Here is a 17235-nt window from a genome sequence, read left to right as displayed (position 1 = left end):
GTCCATGCGCATTGACGGCGCATGAGCAGCATCGACGCACGCATCGCCGAACTCGGCATCACCCTTCCGCAGGCCGCCGCGCCCGTCGCATCCTATGTGGCGGCCGTGGAGATTGGCGGCCTGCTCTATATTTCGGGCCAGGTTTCCTTCAAGGATGGCGGGCTGATGACCGGCCGTCTGGGGGATGACCGGGATCTGGACTATGGCGTGGACGCCGCGCGCCAGTGCGGGCTGATGCTGGTCGCGCAGATGAAGGCGGCGCTGGGGTCGCTGGACCGGGTGGAGCGGATCGTGAAGCTCGGCGCCTTCGTCAGCAGCGCCGATGGCTTCACGGATCAGCCCAAGGTCGCCAATGGCGCGTCGGACCTGATGGTCGCCATCTTCGGCGATGCGGGCAAGCATACGCGCAGCGCCGTGGGCGTTCCCGTCCTGCCCCTTGGCGCGGCGGTCGAGATCGACGCCATTGTCGCCGTTCGCCCGGCTTGATTCCTGTCTTTCACCCGCGCCTGATGCGGCGCGGGTCGCTTTCCTGAGGGCGCAGCCTTTCGCCCATCGCGGGCTGCATGGCAAAGGGCTGGTCGAAAACAGCCTCGCCGCCTTCGACGCCGCCATTGCCGCCGGATACGGCATGGAATGCGACGTGCGCGCCAGTCAGGATGGCGTGGCTTTTGTCTTTCACGATGCCGATCTTGACCGGCTGACGGCGGAAAAGGGCAAGCTGGCGGATCGTTCGGCCAGCCTGCTGGATGCCGTGATCCTGTCCGGCGCGCGCGAGCCGCTGCCGCGCCTCGATGCGTTGCTTCACCGCATTGACGGCCGCGCCCCCCTGCTGATCGAGGTGAAGGCCCCGACGCGCAATGTCATTCGCATCTGCCGCGCCACCCGCCGGGCCTTGGAGGGATATCGCGGGCCGGTCGCCATCATGTCCTTCAATCCGCTGGTCGCGTCATGGTTCAGGCGGGAAGCGCCGCATATCGTGCGCGGCCTTGTCGTGACGGAGGAAGGCAAGCAGGGATATCGTGGCCGGATCGCGCGCACCCTTGCCCTTTGGAAGGCGAAACCCGATTTCCTTGCCTATGACGTTCGCGACCTCCCCTCACGCTTTCCCGCCCGCGCTCGCCAGCGGGGGCTGCCGGTGCTGACCTGGACGGTGCGCAATGCGGCGGCGGAGCAGGTGGCTTTCGCCCACGCCGATGAAAGCATTTTCGAGATTCCCGGCGATGGCTGATGTCTCCGTGACCGCGCGGGTCGCGGGCGGCGTCCGGGAGGTGCCGAAGGATCAGTGGGATGCCTGCGCCGGGCCGGACAATCCCTTCGTCTCGCACGATTTCCTGTCGATCCTGGAGGAATCGGGCAGCGTCGGCCCCGACACCGGCTGGCAGCCGCTACCCCTGTTGATCGACGGGCCGGACGGCCGGATCGCCGCCGCCCTGCCCGCCTATGCCAAGACGCACAGCCAGGGCGAATATGTGTTCGATCATGGCTGGGCGGACGCATGGCACCGGGCCGGCGGCGAATATTATCCGAAGATTCAGATCGCCGCGCCCTTCTCGCCCGTGCCCGGCCCGCGCCTGCTGCTGCGCGACCCCGCGCTCGCCCCTGCCCTGATCGCGGCGGCGGAGACGCTGGTGGATCGGAACGAACTGTCCTCCGCCCACGCGACATTTGTCGAGGAATCGCAGATTCCCCTGTTCGAGGCGGCCGGGTGGCTGATCCGGGAGGACAGCCAGTTCCACTGGGCCAATCGCGGCTATGCGTCGTTCGAGGATTTTCTGGGCGACCTGTCCAGCCGCAAGCGCAAGGACATCCGCAAGGAGCGGGCGAAGGCGGTGGAGGGGCTGGACATCCTCCATCTGACCGGCGCGGATCTTCAGGAAAGCCATTGGGACATTTTCTGGCGCTTCTATCAGGACACTGGCGCGCGCAAATGGGGGCGGCCCTACCTGACCCGTACCTTCTTCTCGCTTCTGGGGGAGCGGATGGCGGACCGGACGCTGCTGATGCTGGCGATGCGCGATGGCCGGGCGATTGCGGGCGCACTCAACATGATTGGCGGCGACACGCTCTACGGCCGCTATTGGGGATGCACGGAGGAGGTGCCCTTCCTCCATTTCGAGCTTTGCTATTATCAGGCGATCGACGCCGCCATCGCGCGGGGTCTGTCGCGGGTGGAGGCAGGCGCGCAGGGCGGGCACAAGCTGGCCCGCGGCTATAGCCCGGTGCCCACCTGGTCGGCGCATTATATCCCCAACCCCAGCTTCCGCCGCGCCATCGCCGATTTCATCGAGCGTGAGCGCATGGGCGTCCAGCAGGACCGGCTATGGTTGGAGGAGCGCGCGCCGTTCCGGAAGGGTTAGGTTCTCATTTCCCGTTCTCCTGCGAACGCAGGAGTCCAAAGTTCTAGGCGCAGCGCGAACGGCCCTTGGTTCCTGCGTTCGCAGGAACAGGAAGGACGTGCTCGCAGAGAGAAAGCCTCAGGCCGCGCGGCGGCCCGTTTCTGCGATGAAGGCGCGGGCGAGGCGCTGAGCCTCCGCGATTTCACGGCCGGACATTTCCTCGGCGACGTCGGCGCGGCAATATTGCGCTTCCTCCATGCCGCGGAGAGCCGCGAGGTTGAACCATTTATGCGCCGCGATCAGGTCGACGTCGACACCGCCGGTGCCGCAACTATAGGCCATGCCCAGATCGTAGCAGGCGTCGGCGCATCCGCTGGCGGCTTCGGCCATACGGCTGGCCAGCAGAAACTCTGCACTCTTGATGCTGATTCCCATGATCTTCCCAAACCCCCACAATGGATTACCAATTTACGGTTGCGACCATTGCTATCCCGCGAATGCGAAATTCGCCTCCAGACCATAAAAAATGGTTAACAACAGGATGGGATGAGGGGCGGAGCTTACGACTTTGGTAGGACGCGAAGGTTAATGGCTCTTTTTCAGCGCCTTGGACCTCAAGCCGGATCGACTGCAATATTGTCGATCAGCCGCGTATTGCCCATCCGCGCCGCCGCCAGCAGGCGGCCGGGCCGGTTCAGGACAGGTAATATCTCAAGCGTCGCGGCGTCGCGCAACTCAACATAGTCGATCGGGCCGAAACCCGCCTCCGCAAGCGACGCCACCGCCTCCGCAAGCACTGCCGCGACCGCCTCGCCCCCCGCGATCCGCCGGGCGGCGGCGTTCAGGGCGTCCGGCAAAGCCACCGCGGCTTTGCGCTGTTCCGCGGAAAGATAGACGTTGCGGGAGGAGAGCGCGAGGCCGTCCGCCGCCCGCTTTGTCGGCACGCCCACAATCTCCAGCGGCTGGTCCAGGTCGGCCACCATGCGGCGGATAACCGCGAGCTGCTGATAATCCTTCTCCCCGAACAGCGCGACATCGGGGCGAACCTGATTGAACAGCTTGGTCACGACCGTCGCCACCCCGTCGAAATGGCCTGGCCGCGCCGCGCCGTCCAACTCGTCGCTGACCCCGGTGACGGACACGGTGGAGGCGAATCCGGCCGGGTACATGACGTCCACCGTCGGCGCCCACAGGATCGCGACGCCCGCCTGTTTCAGCATCGCCGCGTCCTGCGCCTCCTGCCGGGGATAGGCGTCCAGATCCTCGTTCGGGCCGAACTGCTTGGGATTGACGAAGATCGATGCGACGACATGTTCCGCCCGCGCCGCGCCCTCGGCGACCAGCGCCATATGTCCCTCATGCAGCGCGCCCATCGTGGGCACCAGGGCGATGGAGCCGCCGGTCGCACGCAATGCCGAAACGGCGGCGCGAAGTGTGTCAAGGTCACGGATGATTTGCACGCGGGCCGAGCCTCCGATAAGGGCGATGGTCTGGCGACCTGCTAGGCAGCCTCGATGATGGCGGTCAAGTTCGGCGGCTTAATCCGGGGCGAATTTCTGGGGAATATACGGTCCAATGGCGAACCCGCATGTCATAACCTTCGCCAATGAAAAGGGCGGCACCGGCAAGTCGACGACTGCGGTGCACACCGCCGTCGCCCTGTCTGCGCTGGGGTATGATGTCGGCATCATCGACCTCGATCCGCGCCAGCGCACCGTCACCCGCTATATGGAGAATCGCGCCGAAACCGCGCGCCGCCGCGGCATTGCGCTGCCCACGCCCGCCTTTTCCGTGCTGAAGGGCGACAGCGTGGACGCGCTGGAGGCGGAATGCGCAGCGATTGGCGCCGGGCGGGATTTCCTGATCGTCGACACGCCCGGCCGCGACGATCCGATGGCGCGCGCAATGGCGGCGAAGGCCAACACGCTGGTCACGCCGATCAACGACAGTTTCGTCGATTTCGACCTGATCGGTCAGGTTGACCCGGAAACATTCAAGGTGAAGCGCCTCAGCTTCTATTCCGAACTGATCTTCGAGGCGCGCAAGGAGCGGGCCAAGAGCGACGGCGTGTCGATCGACTGGGTGGTGCTGCGCAACCGCGTCCAGCATCATGACGCCCGCAACAAGAAGCGCGTGGGCGACGCCCTGATGGAACTCTCCCGCCGCGTCGGCTTCCGCGTCATTCCCGGCCTGTCGGAGCGCGTGATCTTCCGCGAGCTGTTCCCGTCCGGCCTGACCCTGCTCGACAAGGGGCATCTGGGCGACCTTGGCATCAGCCACATCGCCGCGCGGCAGGAGCTGCGGGAGATGGTCGCCGGATTCGCCCTGCCCACCGTCGCCGAGCGCGAGGAACTGGGCGCCGCCTGATGGCCATATTCGCGATGCTGCTGATGGGTCTGGCCGGTTGGCTGATATGGACCGGGCGGCTGCAGCGGATGAGCGGCAAGGACGGCATGGCGCTTGGCCTGGCCATTGTCGGCGCTGTTCTGGCGGCGAAGGGCAAGCCGGTGATTGGCGCGCTGCCGCTCATTCTGTCCGCCGGCTATTTCGCCCTGCGCATCCGGCGCAAGACCCGGCCCCTGTCCAGAGCGCCCAAAAGCGGGACGAAACCGGTTCCGCCCGCGCCCAACGACGCTGTTGCCGAGGCAAGCGCCCTGCTAGGTCTGCCTCGCGATGCCGATGCGGACGCGATTCGTGCCGCGCATCGCCGCCTGATAGCCTCCGTCCATCCCGACAGGGGTGGAACCGAGGCACTGGCCGCCAAGATCAATGCCGCGCGGGACACCCTGCTGCAGCATCATGAAAACGCCAAAGGGTCGCGCTAAGCTGTTCACAGCCCGCAAAGGGCATCCATCCAGAGACTAGGACGATCTATGACGCACAACTTCCACCCGACTTCCCTGCGCGAATATGACATCCGTGGCATCATCGGCGAAACGCTGGGCGAGGCGGACGCCTATGCCATCGGCCGGGGATTCGGCACGCTGATCGGCCGCGCGGGCGGAAGCAAGGTGGCGGTGGGCTATGACGGCCGCACCAGCTCGCCGGTGCTGGAGGCGTCGCTGGTCAAGGGCCTGAACGACAGCGGCATCCATGTCGTGCGGATCGGCGAAGGCCCGACGCCGATGCTCTATTATGCCGAGGCCGTGCTGGACGTTGACGGCGGCATCGAAATCACCGGCAGCCACAACCCGTCCAACTATAACGGCTTCAAGATGGTGTTCCAGCACCGCCCCTTCTTCGGTCAGGACATTCAGGGCCTGGGCAAGATGGCGGCCGAGGGCGACTGGGACGATGGCGCGGCGGGCAGCGAGACCGTGGACATCATGGACCGCTATGTCGCGCGGCTGATGGAGAATTTCGACGGCGCCGCCTATCGCATCGGCTGGGACGCGGGCAACGGCGTCGCCGGGCCGATTGTCGAGAAGCTGATCAAGCTGATCCCCGGCGAGCATTACACGCTCTACACCGACGTCGACGGCAATTTCCCCAATCACCACCCCGATCCGACCGAGGAAAAGAATCTCGTCGACCTCAAGAAGCTGGTCGCGGACAAGAAGCTCGACTTCGGCGTCGCGTTCGACGGCGACGGCGATCGCATCGGCGCGATCGACGGCGAGGGCCGGGTGATCTGGGGCGATCAGCTCCTGTCCATCTATGCCGAACCGGTTTTGAAGGAGCTGCCCGGCTCCACCATCATCGCGGACGTGAAGGCCAGCCAGGCGCTCTACGACCGGATCGCCGAGCTTGGCGGCAAGCCGCTCATGTGGAAGACGGGCCACAGCCTCATCAAGTCGAAGATGAAGGAAACCGACAGCCCGCTCGCCGGCGAGATGAGCGGCCACGTTTTCTTCAAGCATCAATATTACGGCTTCGACGATGCGCTTTATGCGGCGATCCGCCTGATTCGCGCCTCGACTTCGCTGGGCAAGAGCGTGACGGAATTGCGCGGCGCGATGCCCGCCATGGTCAACACGCCGGAAATGCGCTTCCAGGTCGATGAAAGCCGCAAATTCGCTGTGATCGACGAAGTGCTGGCGCGGCTGAAGGCGGCGGGCGCGACGGTCAACGATACGGACGGCGCGCGCGTCAACACGCCCGATGGCTGGTGGCTGCTTCGTGCGTCGAACACGCAGGACGTGCTGGTCGCCCGTGCCGAGGCAAAGGATGAGGCGGGTCTGGCGCGACTCATGGAGCAGATCGATTCGCAGCTCGCCGAGTCGGGTCTGAAACGCGGTCCGCAAGCGGCGCATTGAGGCCAGACAAAGCGTAAAACGTAAAAAAGTTCCGCAGAAGATGGTGAAGTTTACGTTACGGAAAGCCCGGAAAACGGAACGGTTGCAATCTTTGCAATCGGGAATCTGTTTTTCGCATTTGCGATAATCGCTGCTGCAGCGCACAAAGATCGTGCCTTTCAGGCATCCTCTCCTAAAACTTTCAGCCGCCCTTCGGGGCGGCTTTTTTTTGCTCGTTGAACTTGGCGCGCGCAGAAATGTTTAGGCGTTTGCCGTGGTCGCCGAAGACTCGGCGTGCTCCTGCTTTCGCAGGAGTCCAGTCCCACCGCCCGATCTGGGCTCCTGCGTTGGCTTCGCCACACTTCGGGTCGCAGGAGCGCGCTTTCTTCCAAACGGGAGCAGGTCTAGTCTGTCACGATGGCCGCACGGCTTCCCCAACCCCTTACTGACTGGTTCGCCGACCGGGGCTGGACGCCGCGGCGGCATCAGATGGACATGCTGGCCGCTGCCGATGCGGGCCGCCACGCGCTGCTGGTCGCGCCGACCGGGGCGGGCAAGACGCTCGCCGGTTTCCTTCCTACCCTCGCCGACCTGATCGATAACCCCGTCGAGGGTCTGCACACCCTCTATGTCTCTCCGCTCAAGGCGCTGGCCGTCGATGTCCAGCGCAACCTGCTGACCCCGATCGCGGAGATGGACGTCCCGATCCGCGTCGAAACCCGCACCGGCGACACGCCAAGCGATCGCAAGGCCCGGCAACGCGCGCGCCCGCCGCAAATCCTGCTGACCACGCCCGAATCGCTGTCCCTGCTGCTCAGCTATCCCGACAGTTTCACCCTGTTCGCCAATCTGCGCACCGTGATCGTCGATGAGGTGCATGCCTTCGCTACGCAGAAGCGCGGCGACCTGCTGAACCTGTGCCTAGCCCGGCTGCAGGCGATAAACCCGGCGCTCCGGCGCGTGGCGCTTTCGGCAACGGTGTCGGATGTCGATGCCTACCGCGCATGGCTCGCGCCCGATGGCGATATCGATATGGTGACGGCGGTGATGGGCGAGGAGGGGGCCGATCCGCTCATCTCCATCCTGATTCCGGAGGGACGGGTGCCCTGGTCCGGGCATAGCGGCAAATATGCCGCCGCGCAGGTGATGGCGGAAATCGAACGGCGTAAAACCACGCTTGTTTTCTGCAACACGCGCGGCCTTGCCGAACTGATCTTTCAGGAACTCTGGTCGGTCAATGACAAGACCCTGCCCATCGGCATCCATCATGGCAGCCTGTCGCGCGAGGCGCGGCGCAAGGTGGAGGCGGCAATGGCGGCGGGCAAGCTGCGCGCGCTGGTGGCGACCGCCTCCCTCGACCTGGGCGTCGACTGGGGCGATGTCGATTGCGTGATTCAGATGGGGGCGCCCAAGGGCAGCTCGCGCCTGCTCCAGCGCATCGGCCGCGCCAATCACCGGCTGGACATGGCGAGCGAGGCGATCCTGATCCCCGGCAACCGCTTCGAATATCTGGAGGCGCGGGCAGCGCTGGATGCGGTCGAGGCGGGCGAGCGCGACGCCGACGATTTCCGCCCCGGCGGCCTCGACGTCCTTGCCCAGCATATCATGGGCCTCGCCTGCGCCGCGCCGTTCGATGAACAGGCGTTGCTGGCGGAGATACGCTCCTCCCTGCCCTACAGCGCGCTTACCGAGGAAGCCTTCTCCAACGTCCTCCATTTCATTGAAGGCGGCGGCTATGCGCTAAAGGCTTACGACCGGTTCAAACGGCTGGTGCGCGACCCGGATGGGAGCTGGCGCGTGTCTCATCCCCGCTTCATCCAGCAACATCGCATGAACGCGGGCATTATCGTCGATCAGCCGGTGCTGGACGTGCGCTTCGCCAATGGCCGCAAGCTCGGTACCGTGGAGGAAGGGTTCGCCGCGCAGCTTGCGCCGAAGGACTGCTTCTTCTTCGCGGGCATCTCTCTGGAGGTGGTGCGGATGGACACCACGGACCTTATCGTCCGCGCCACCACCCGTCCCGCCCGCGTCCCAAGCTGGGGCGGCACCCGCATGGCCATGTCCACCCGCCTCGCCGATCGCGTCCGCCGCTTCCTCGCGAGTCCCGGAGAGTGGCACCGTTTCCCGGAGGATGTGCGCGAATGGCTGGAGATGCAGAAGCTGCGCTCCGCCCTGCCCGAACCGGGCCAGCTTCTTGTGGAAACCTTCCCGCATGAAGGGCGGCATTATATGGTCGCCTATAGTTTTGAGGGCTGGAACGCGCATCAATCGCTCGGCATGCTGCTCACCCGCCGCATGGACGCGCAGGGGCTGATGCCCATTGGTTTCGTGTCGAACGACTATTCGCTCGCCGTCTATGGCCTGAAACCGATCACCGATCCGCAGAGCCTGTTCACGCCCGATATCCTCGACCATGAATTTGTCGAATGGGTCGAACAATCCAGCCTGCTGAAACGCGCCTTCCGCGACGTGGCGGTGATCAGCGGCCTCATTGAGCGCCAGCATCCCGGCAAGCGCAAGACCGGGCGTCAGGTCACTTTCTCCACCGACCTCATCTATGATGTGCTGCGCAAATATGAGCCGGACCATATGCTGCTGAAGGCCGCATGGGCGGATGCGCGGGCGCGGATGACCGATGTCGGGCGGCTGGGCGACCTGATCGACCGCGCGGCGGGCACCATGCTCCATATCGACCTTGAACGGGTCAGCCCCCTCGCCGTCCCCGTGCTGATCCTGATCGGCCGGGAAAGCGTCGCGCAGCATGATGTCGACGACGCCCTGCTGATCGAGGCGGAGGCGCTGGTCGAGGAAGCGATGCGGGTGGACTGAGCATTTCGGATCACTTTTTCCCGTTCACCCTGAGCGAAGTCGAAGGGCATCACCGAACGGAGTGAGGTGCCTTCACTGCGTTCAGGCGAGGGCTTCGACTTCGCTCAGCCCGAACGGTTTGATTTCACATCTTTGGCCACACCCCATTCACCATGAATCGATTTGGGGGTGTCCCGCATACGTGATACACTCGCCCGACAAGATATTCGGGAGGAGGGGTGCCATGTCACGTTTCCGGAAGACGCTGGCCCTGATCGCGATCATGGCGCCCGCGCTTGCCGTCGCGCAGGATGCGCCTTCGCTCGACCCTGACGATCCGCCCGCCCTGGTGCGGACCGGCGTCGACAAGTCCGACCGCATCACCATTCCCATCCGCATCGGCGGCTCCGGTCCCTATGATTTCATCATCGATACGGGGTCTCAGCGCACCGTATTGTCGCGCGAACTCGCCGCCCGCCTTGCCCTCGCCGCCAGCGACCGGGTGAAGGTGCTCAGCATGACGGGGCTTAGCGATGTGGACACGGTGACTGTCCCGGACCTGTCCTTCGGCTCCAGCCGGATGACCGGCGTGCAGGCCCCGGTCTTTGCCGGCGACCATATCGGCGCGCCGGGCCTGCTCGGTCTGGACGGATTGAAGCGCAAGCGGCTGGTCCTCAATTTCCGCACCGGCCAGATGAACATCACCCCCAGCGCGCCGAGCTCCAAGCGGGAGGATTCGGACACGATCATCGTCGAGGCGCGGACGAAGCTCGGCCAGCTCATCCTCGTCGATTCCAATGCCGACGGGCGGAAAGTCCATGTCATCCTCGACACCGGATCGGAATATAGCATCGGCAATCCCGCCCTGCTGGCGAAGCTCGCCCGCAAGAAGCCCGGCGCCTATTCCGGCACTGTTTCGATCACCAGCGTCACTGGCGAACAGTTGCTGGGCCAATGGGGCTTCATCCACCAGATCAAGATGGGCGGCGTGGTGATCAAGGATGTGCCGGTCATCTTCGCCGACGCCAGCCCGTTCAGGGAACTGGATCTGGAGGATAAACCCGCCCTGCTGCTCGGCATCAACGTGCTGCGCGGGTTCAATCGCGTGGCGATAGATTTCGGCCGCCGCCGCGTGGATTTCGTCCTGCCCGATCAGGGCGCGGCCGCCGGGCGGCAACTGGCGCTGCTGGATGCGCCATCCGAGCCGTGACATTATCTGTCAGGTAACGTGCTCCTGCGAAAGCAGAACTGCACATATCCATTTATAGCCACCGCCGTTCGTCCTGAGCTTGTCGAAGGACTGCACTTTTCTTCAACAGGAAAGGCATGGCTTCGACAGGCTCAGCCCGAACGGGAGTAGGATGATCCCGATTTAATACCGCCGTCCCCTACGCCTGCCAGTCGTCATTCCCGGTACAGCCCGCCACATGGTCCGCCAGCGCCTCCGTCCGCACCGGGCCGCCGCATTTCCGGCATAGCGCATGATCGCCCGGCGCCAGTCCGTGGGTGACCGCCACCCGCTCGTCGAACAGGAAGCAGTCGCCCTGCCACCTGCTTTCGGAAGCCGGCACTTCCTCCAGATATTTCAGTATGCCGCCCTTCAGGTGATAGACCTCATCAAAGCCCTGCTGCTTTGCATAGGCCGTCGATTTCTCGCACCTGATGCCGCCGGTGCAGAACATGGCGATCTTCGGCTTGCGCCCCTCCGTCTCCAGATCCCGCGCGAGCCCGTCGAACCAGGCGGGGAAGTCGCTGAAGAATTTCGTGCCGGGGTCTATCGCCCCGTCGAACGTCCCGATGCCCACCTCATAGCTGTTGCGCGTGTCGATCAGGATGGTGTCGGGATCGGCGATCAGCGCGTTCCAGTCGCGTGGCTCGACATGGATGCCTGCATTGGCCGCCGGGTCCAGATCGCCCGCGCGCAGCGTCACAATCTCCGGCTTTACCCGCACCTTCATCTTGCCGAACGGCATGACGGGCGCGGCGGAATATTTGACGTCCAGTTCGTCGCACCCCGGCAGCGCGCGGATATGCGCGATCAGCCGCGCGATCCCGCCCTCCGGTCCCGCCACCGTGCCGTTGATCCCCTCGCGCGCCAGCAACAGCGTCCCCGCAATGCCTTCCTCCAGGCACAGGGCGCGCAGCGGCGCGCGCAACGCTTCCGGATCGTCGAACCGGGCAAAGCGGTAGAGCGCAGCGACCTGAAACGGGCCATCCTGGACGCTATTCCGCTTTGCAGATTGCATTAATGGCGACGTATCGGTCATCATCATCATTCTAGTCATAGGGGGCTTCAATGAGGATAATTGCAACAATAGGTACGCTGCTTCTTTTAACGGCGTCTTTTGTTCAACCAGCCTTTGCCGGATGTGCTCAAACTCTCGAACGGGTCCCTGAAGCAGAGGCGAAATCCGATCAAGTGCTTAACCTGCTCAAAGCAGGCAAGGGAGCGGAAGCCGTCACAACGCTCATGACATCATCACCCCTCATGGCCGGACGTACCACTGAACAAACCCAGATAACCACTCAAGTCCAAGGGGCGCTTGATCTCTATGGTCCGGTTTCGGGCTTCGAATTGGTGGAAAGCCAGCGGCTCGGCTCCTTTTTCGTGAAAGAATATTATGTGGTTCAGCACCGCAACATGGTGACGCGCTGGGAATTTGAAATGATCAAGACCGGTGCGGGATGGACATATGGCTATTTTGGTTTTGAGGATCAGGTTCGTACTTGGTGCTAGGTAAAGCCAAAAATCCTCTCCAAAATCGTTGATCCGGATTCAGGGACGGCGCATAGCGGGTCCATGGTTCCCCTTTCGTTCGCTGGCCATGACTTTATCGCCTTGCCGCAGGCCGCGCTTTTCTGGCCCTCGCGGCGCGCGCTGCTGCTGGCCGACCTGCATTTCGAAAAGGCGAGCTGGTTTGCGCGGCTTGGCCAGATGCTGCCGCCTTATGACAGCGCGGCGACCCTCGATGCGGTTGAGGCGCTGGTCGCCGCGACCGGCGCGCGGGAGGTCTGGTGCCTGGGCGACAGTTTCCATGACAAGGGCGGCGCGGCCCGGCTGCCCGCCGATGTCCGGGCGCGGATCGCTGCGCTGACGCAGGCGGTCGACTGGACCTGGGTCACCGGCAATCACGATGCCGGGCTGGATCCGGAGATGGGCGGGCGGATCGTTGTGGAGGCGCAGGTGGACGGGGTGATCCTGCGGCATGAAGCGGACCCAACTGACTCCAGACCAGAGGTATCGGGACACTTTCACCCGAAACTGCGTTTGTCGTTGCGCGGGCGCAATGTGTCGCGCCGCTGCTTCGTGCGTGGGCCGGGGAAACTGGTGATGCCTGCGTTCGGGGCGCTGACGGGAGGTCTGGATGCGGGCCATGACGCGATTCGCAAGGCGGTGGGCGCCCGCGCAGAGGCGCTTGTGCCCGTTTCCGGCCGTTTGCTCCGTTTTCCCCTCGACGCTTGACGTTACGGAAAAGCCGGACGCTTCATCCGCTGCCGCCGGACTGTTGCAGAAGTGGCGCACAACCGCAGAAATCCGCCACTTCCCTTTGATTGTCGTCCCAGATTTCGCTTATCCTTCGAAACAATCGACGCATCCGGAAAGGATGCGCAACAGGAGAGATGCATCATGAAAACGGGTCTACGGTCGCTGTCGACCGGCGCAGCCATGTTCGCAATCGCGGTCGCCCTTCCCCTCCATGCGCAGGAGCAGGCCGGCGCTGAGCAAGCGCCGCAGGCGGCCGAGGACGATATGGCCAGCAATGACATCATCGTCACGGCGACCCGCCGCGCCAGCCCGCTGTCGGATGTCCCCATCGCCGTGTCGGCGGTCACCGCCCAGTCGCTGCAGAACAGCGGCGCCAGCGACATCCGCCAGCTTAACCAGCTCGCCCCGTCCCTGCTCGTCTCCTCCACGGGCAGCGAGGCGAACGGCTCCGCCCGCATCCGCGGCATCGGCACGGTTGGCGACAATCCGGGCCTCGAAAGCTCGGTCGCGGTGTTCATCGACGGCGTATACCGCTCCCGCACCGGCGCTGGCCTCAACGAACTGGGCGAGATTGAGCGTGTCGAGGTGCTGCGCGGTCCGCAGGGCACGCTGTTCGGCCGCAACGCCTCGGCCGGTCTGCTCAACATCGTCAGCAAGAAGCCGGAGTTTAATTTCCACGCCAATGGCGAAGTCACCTATGGCAATTATGATTTCTGGCGGCTTTCGGGCCGCGTGACCGGGCCGATCACTGACAGCCTGGCCCTCAGCCTCGACGGCGTATATTCAAAGCGCGACGGCTTTTACGATCTGGTCGACACCAGCGGCAACAAGGTCGGCGACACCAACGACCGCAACCGCTATTTCCTGCGCGGGCAGGCGCTGTTCGAACCGACGGACGCCCTCTCCGTCCGCATCATCGGCGATTACACCAATCGCGACGAAAGCTGCTGCGGCGCGGCCTATATCGACACCGGCGAAAAGGTCGGCACGGCCCCCAATAATTACACGCTCAACCCCTCCAACCGCATCGCCACCATCCTGCAGCGGCAGGGCGGCTTCTTCCCCAATCCGGGCGATCCCTTCAGCCGCAACCTGTCGATCACGCCAGGCCGCGATTATGTCAGCAAGCTCAAGGACTGGGGCGTTTCGGGCGAGATCAATTATGATTTCGGCGGCGCGAAGCTGACCAGCATCACCGCCTATCGCGATTACAAGTCGCAGGATTATGGCGATTATGACTATAACACCGCCGACCTTCTCTATCGCGATCCCGGCACCTTCCGCCAGTTCAAGACCTTCACGCAGGAATTGCGGCTGCAGGGTTCGGCCTTTGGCGACAAGCTCGACTGGCTGATCGGCGGCTATTACGCCAATGAGAAGCTGACGCTGCGCGACAATATCCGCTTCGGCAATGATTATGGCCCCTTCGCCGCCTGCCGCCTGCTGGCGGGCACCGCGAACACGCAATCGCCCTTGCTCGCCGCCGGACTGCTCAATCCCGCGTCACCCGGCTGCATGACCCCCACGGCGCGGGCGGCGGTCACGGCGCAGCTTGGCGCGCTCGCCCCGCTGCTGGTGCCGGGGCTGGATGCGCTCTCGTCGATCCGCAATGCGGGCGACGTCGACTCCCGCTATTTCCAAAAAAGCACCAACTGGGCGCTGTTCACGCACAATATCTTCCACATCACTGATCGCCTCGATCTGACCGTGGGCGTCCGCTACACGCATGAACGCAAGCGTTTCTCGGCCGATCTGAACAATGACAATGCCGTCTGTTCGGCGCTGCAGGTTCGCCGCCCCGGCGCGCCCAACGATCTGTATGACGTTGCGACCAACCCGGCCTTCGGCGCCGGCGCGTCGCTGGCGCAGGGCATCCTGACCCTGGGGTGCCTCGGCAATGGCAGCCCGGCGCTCAACGCGCTGGACCTGCAGGACGGCTTCAAGGATGGCGAGTTCTCCGGCACCGGCGTCCTTTCCTACAAGGCGACCGACGACCTGCTGCTCTACGCCAGCTATTCGCGCGGCTATAAGGCGGGCGGTTATAATCTCGACAGGTTCGAACTGGGCAGCACGGGCCTCAATCCCGTCCCGGCCGTATTCTCGCCCCGGACGAACGCGGACGCATCCTCGCTTCGCTTCGCGGCGGAGAAGGTCAACGCCTATGAGCTTGGCCTGAAGTTCAGCCAGCGCCACTGGAGCGCCAATATCGCCGCCTTCCGCCAGGAATTTTCCAACTTCCAGCTCAACACCTTCAATGGCACCAGCTTCGTCGTGCAGAATATCAATGGCTGCGGCAGCGCGCTCAGCGCCACGCGGACCTGCGACAATAGCGATGTGAAGCCCGGCCTGATCAGCCAGGGCGTCGAACTGGAGCTGACCGCCTCGCCGGTGCGCAACTTCACCGTCACCGGCGGCCTGACCTACGCCCGCGCGAAATTCGCTAACCGGCTGGTCGGCAGCGGCGACGGTTCAGTGCCGCTTGACCCGGCGCTGTTCCTGCTGCCCGGCAGCATCAATTCCAACGCGCCGGAAATCGTCACCACCGCCAGCATGGCCTGGACGCCGGAACTGGGATCGAGCGGCCTCTCCGGCCTCGTCTATGTCGACGGCCGCATGACCAGCGATTTCAACACCGGGTCCGACCTGTTCCCGGAAAAGGCGCAGGATAGCTTCGCCGTCGTCAACGCCCGCATCGGCATCCGCGGGCCGGAACAGAAATGGGCGGTCGAATTCTGGGGTCAGAATATCTTCAACCAGAATTACCAGCAGGTCGCCTTCAGCGCGCCCCTGCAGAGCAGCAGCCCGGCCAATTCGACCATCGGCCAGCTCGGCATCGGCACCACGACGATGGCGAACCAGCTCATCACATCCTATCTGGCCGAACCGCGCACCTACGGCATCACCCTGCGCGGGCGGTTCTAAGAATTTACCTTTCCTCCGTTCGTCCTGAGCCTGTCGAAGGACTGTCCTTCTCTTTGAAGTAGGACAGGGCTTCGACAGGCTCAGCCCGAACGAGGATAGGGACCGTCAGTCAGCCCGTATGCGCATCACAAAGGCGGCCGCCCGCCGAACAGGGCGGTTCCCACCCGCACATGCGTCGCGCCCAGCATGACCGCCGTTTCATAATCGCCGGACATGCCCATCGACAGGCCGGTCAGTCCGTTGTCCCGCGCCATCTTCGCCAGCAGCGCGAAATAGGGCGCGGGTTCCAGATCGGCGGGCGGCACGCACATCAGGCCGGGGACCTCTATTCCCGCGTCGCGCGCCTGCGCCAGCAGGGCAGGGACATCGGCGATCGCGCACCCGCCCTTCTGCTCCTCCGCGCCGATATTGACCTGGATGAAGCAGGGAATGCGTCTGTCCGCCGCGTTCATCGCTTTCGCCAGCGCGGTGACGAGGGAAGGGCGGTCCAGCCCGTGAATGACATCGAACAGCGCCACCGCGTCCGCCGCCTTGTTCGACTGAAGCTGCCCCACCAGATGCAGCTCTATCCCCGGCGTTGCCTCGCGCAGTTGCGGCCATTTCCCCTGCGCTTCCTGCACCCGGTTCTCCCCGAACGCGCGATGCCCGGCGGCGATCAGCGGCGCGATCGCGGCGGCGTCATGCGTCTTGGATATGGCGATCAGCGTCACGTCATCGCCCTTGCGCCCGGCGAGGGCGGCGGCCCGGCCGATGCCCTCCCGCACTTTCGCAAGGCGGCCGGCGGCTTCTGAGGATTCCGTGTCGGAGAGTTGGCTAGGCGCAGTCATGGCGGGTGCTATAAACGGGCCGATGACCGCCCGCCACCGCAATATTCCCCGCCTCTGGCTGATGACGGACGAGCGGGTGGGCGATGCCGCGCTGTTGACCGCGATTGCCCGGCTGCCGCGCGGGGCGGGGGTGATCTTCCGCCATTACGGCCTGAACGCCGGGGCGCGCAGGGCCTTGTACGATCAGGTCCGGGCGATGACGCGGCGGCGGGGCCTGCGCCTTATCCTCGCTGGCGGCACGCAATTAGCGGCCGCATGGCATGCGGACGGATGGCATGAAAGGGCAGGGAGGCAGACTGGGGGCTTGGAGGAGGGCCGGGGAAGGAGGCGGGGCGGCGCGGCACGGCGGCTCCTGCACAGCGCGCCCGCGCATGACGCCAGGGAACTGCATGCCGCGCAAGGGGCGGGGGCGGACCTGCTGTTCGTCTCGCCGGTCTTTCCGACTCGCTCGCATCCCGGCGCACCGGCATTGGGCCGCGTCCGCTTCGCCCTGCTCGCCCGTCAGGCGCGCATTCCCGTCATTGCGTTAGGCGGCATGAACCGGCCGCGCGCCGCTTCGCTCAAATCGTCCGGAATATGGGGATGGGCGGCGATCGATGCGCTGACCCGGTAGACATCAG

The 17235-nt window shown here is 64.6% G+C and carries 16 protein-coding genes; 12 read left to right on the top strand and 4 right to left on the bottom strand.

Annotation, left to right across the window (positions count from 1 at the left end):
- Positions 1-21: 21 nt before the first annotated feature.
- The 3 genes from KFK14_RS00665 to KFK14_RS00655 are packed head-to-tail and all read left to right on the top strand — an operon-like array spanning position 22 to position 2357.
- Positions 22-486: a RidA family protein gene (locus KFK14_RS00665; protein ID WP_070157534.1), complete on the top strand. Its 465-nt coding sequence runs from the start codon at positions 22-24 to the stop codon at positions 484-486.
- Entirely contained in the window at positions 464-1228 is a 765-nt protein-coding gene (locus KFK14_RS00660) for a glycerophosphodiester phosphodiesterase family protein (RefSeq protein WP_246524791.1), read from the top strand. Before KFK14_RS00665 ends, KFK14_RS00660 begins: the two co-directional genes overlap by 23 nt.
- The gene (locus KFK14_RS00655) at positions 1221-2357 is read left to right on the top strand and encodes a GNAT family N-acetyltransferase (RefSeq protein WP_212609513.1); all 1137 of its coding nucleotides are present in this window, start codon (positions 1221-1223) and stop codon (positions 2355-2357) included. The genes KFK14_RS00660 and KFK14_RS00655 overlap by 8 nt, the downstream gene beginning before the upstream one ends.
- A gap of 117 nt (positions 2358-2474) precedes the next feature.
- Here the strand turns inward: KFK14_RS00655 and KFK14_RS00650 are convergent, their stop codons facing one another.
- Together KFK14_RS00650 and panC are read right to left on the bottom strand one after the other, a co-directional pair.
- A complete protein-coding gene (locus KFK14_RS00650; protein ID WP_212609512.1) occupies positions 2475-2771 on the bottom strand; it encodes an SEL1-like repeat protein in 297 nt (98 codons plus the stop codon).
- Between the two features lie 179 nt (positions 2772-2950).
- A complete protein-coding gene (gene panC / locus KFK14_RS00645) occupies positions 2951-3796 on the bottom strand; it encodes a pantoate--beta-alanine ligase (RefSeq protein WP_212609511.1) in 846 nt (281 codons plus the stop codon).
- A 115-nt stretch (positions 3797-3911) separates the two neighbouring features.
- Here panC and KFK14_RS00640 point away from each other — a divergent pair, with 115 nt between their 5' ends.
- The 5 genes from KFK14_RS00640 to KFK14_RS00620 all read left to right on the top strand — a co-directional run bounded on the left by KFK14_RS00640 (position 3912) and on the right by KFK14_RS00620 (position 10589).
- Positions 3912-4703, top strand: a complete 792-nt coding sequence (locus tag KFK14_RS00640) for a division plane positioning ATPase MipZ (protein WP_212609510.1) — start codon at positions 3912-3914, stop codon at positions 4701-4703.
- Complete coding sequence (locus KFK14_RS00635) at positions 4703-5161, top strand: DnaJ domain-containing protein (protein WP_212609509.1); 459 nt, start codon at positions 4703-4705, stop codon at positions 5159-5161. Before KFK14_RS00640 ends, KFK14_RS00635 begins: the two co-directional genes overlap by 1 nt.
- Before the next feature lie 48 nt (positions 5162-5209).
- On the top strand, positions 5210-6592 hold the full coding sequence (pgmG, locus tag KFK14_RS00630; protein ID WP_212609508.1) for a phosphoglucomutase/phosphomannomutase PgmG: 1383 nt from the start codon (positions 5210-5212) through the stop codon (positions 6590-6592).
- 396 nt (positions 6593-6988) lie between these two features.
- Complete coding sequence (locus tag KFK14_RS00625) at positions 6989-9400, top strand: ligase-associated DNA damage response DEXH box helicase (RefSeq protein WP_212609507.1); 2412 nt, start codon at positions 6989-6991, stop codon at positions 9398-9400.
- A gap of 223 nt (positions 9401-9623) precedes the next feature.
- On the top strand, positions 9624-10589 hold the full coding sequence (locus KFK14_RS00620) for an aspartyl protease family protein (protein WP_212609506.1): 966 nt from the start codon (positions 9624-9626) through the stop codon (positions 10587-10589).
- 178 nt (positions 10590-10767) lie between these two features.
- Here the strand turns inward: KFK14_RS00620 and trhO are convergent, their stop codons facing one another.
- Complete coding sequence (trhO, locus tag KFK14_RS00615; RefSeq protein WP_212610957.1) at positions 10768-11625, bottom strand: oxygen-dependent tRNA uridine(34) hydroxylase TrhO; 858 nt, start codon at positions 11623-11625, stop codon at positions 10768-10770.
- A gap of 50 nt (positions 11626-11675) precedes the next feature.
- Between trhO and KFK14_RS00610 the strand changes: the two genes are divergently transcribed.
- The 3 genes from KFK14_RS00610 (at position 11676) to KFK14_RS00600 (ending at position 15788) form a co-directional block, all read left to right on the top strand.
- Entirely contained in the window at positions 11676-12116 is a 441-nt protein-coding gene (locus KFK14_RS00610; RefSeq protein WP_212609505.1) for a hypothetical protein, read from the top strand.
- Positions 12117-12179: 63 nt separating this feature from the next.
- Positions 12180-12842, top strand: a complete 663-nt coding sequence (gene pdeM, locus KFK14_RS00605) for a ligase-associated DNA damage response endonuclease PdeM (RefSeq protein WP_212609504.1) — start codon at positions 12180-12182, stop codon at positions 12840-12842.
- A 165-nt stretch (positions 12843-13007) separates the two neighbouring features.
- A complete protein-coding gene (locus KFK14_RS00600) occupies positions 13008-15788 on the top strand; it encodes a TonB-dependent receptor (protein WP_212609503.1) in 2781 nt (926 codons plus the stop codon).
- Between the two features lie 125 nt (positions 15789-15913).
- On the opposite strand, the gene KFK14_RS00595 is transcribed toward KFK14_RS00600, so the two are convergent.
- Positions 15914-16615, bottom strand: coding sequence for a YggS family pyridoxal phosphate-dependent enzyme (locus tag KFK14_RS00595; protein ID WP_212609502.1), 702 nt, complete (start codon positions 16613-16615; stop codon positions 15914-15916).
- Here KFK14_RS00595 and KFK14_RS00590 point away from each other — a divergent pair.
- The gene (locus KFK14_RS00590; RefSeq protein WP_425516648.1) at positions 16614-17228 is read left to right on the top strand and encodes a thiamine phosphate synthase; all 615 of its coding nucleotides are present in this window, start codon (positions 16614-16616) and stop codon (positions 17226-17228) included. The two genes, KFK14_RS00595 and KFK14_RS00590, sit on opposite strands and share 2 nt — an antisense overlap.
- Positions 17229-17235 lie beyond the last annotated feature (7 nt).

The organism is Sphingobium phenoxybenzoativorans (assembly GCF_018286635.1).
Taxonomy (GTDB): Bacteria; Pseudomonadota; Alphaproteobacteria; order Sphingomonadales; family Sphingomonadaceae; genus Sphingobium; species Sphingobium phenoxybenzoativorans.
The sequence above is the reverse complement of the archived record's forward strand: the minus strand, read 5'-3'. Positions and strand labels throughout refer to the sequence as shown.

Coding starts and splice junctions, on each gene's coding strand:
- KFK14_RS00665 (WP_070157534.1), top strand. CDS start 22: ATGAGCAGCATCGACGCACGCATCGCCGAACTCGGCATCACCCTTCCG.
- KFK14_RS00655 (WP_212609513.1), top strand. CDS start 1,221: ATGGCTGATGTCTCCGTGACCGCGCGGGTCGCGGGCGGCGTCCGGGAG.
- KFK14_RS00650 (WP_212609512.1), bottom strand. CDS start 2,771: ATGGGAATCAGCATCAAGAGTGCAGAGTTTCTGCTGGCCAGCCGTATG.
- KFK14_RS00640 (WP_212609510.1), top strand. CDS start 3,912: ATGGCGAACCCGCATGTCATAACCTTCGCCAATGAAAAGGGCGGCACC.
- KFK14_RS00635 (WP_212609509.1), top strand. CDS start 4,703: ATGGCCATATTCGCGATGCTGCTGATGGGTCTGGCCGGTTGGCTGATA.
- pgmG (WP_212609508.1), top strand. CDS start 5,210: ATGACGCACAACTTCCACCCGACTTCCCTGCGCGAATATGACATCCGT.
- KFK14_RS00625 (WP_212609507.1), top strand. CDS start 6,989: ATGGCCGCACGGCTTCCCCAACCCCTTACTGACTGGTTCGCCGACCGG.
- KFK14_RS00620 (WP_212609506.1), top strand. CDS start 9,624: ATGTCACGTTTCCGGAAGACGCTGGCCCTGATCGCGATCATGGCGCCC.
- trhO (WP_212610957.1), bottom strand. CDS start 11,625: ATGCAATCTGCAAAGCGGAATAGCGTCCAGGATGGCCCGTTTCAGGTC.
- KFK14_RS00610 (WP_212609505.1), top strand. CDS start 11,676: ATGAGGATAATTGCAACAATAGGTACGCTGCTTCTTTTAACGGCGTCT.
- pdeM (WP_212609504.1), top strand. CDS start 12,180: ATGGTTCCCCTTTCGTTCGCTGGCCATGACTTTATCGCCTTGCCGCAG.
- KFK14_RS00600 (WP_212609503.1), top strand. CDS start 13,008: ATGAAAACGGGTCTACGGTCGCTGTCGACCGGCGCAGCCATGTTCGCA.
- KFK14_RS00590 (WP_425516648.1), top strand. CDS start 16,614: ATGGCGGGTGCTATAAACGGGCCGATGACCGCCCGCCACCGCAATATT.
- KFK14_RS00595 (WP_212609502.1), bottom strand. CDS start 16,615: ATGACTGCGCCTAGCCAACTCTCCGACACGGAATCCTCAGAAGCCGCC.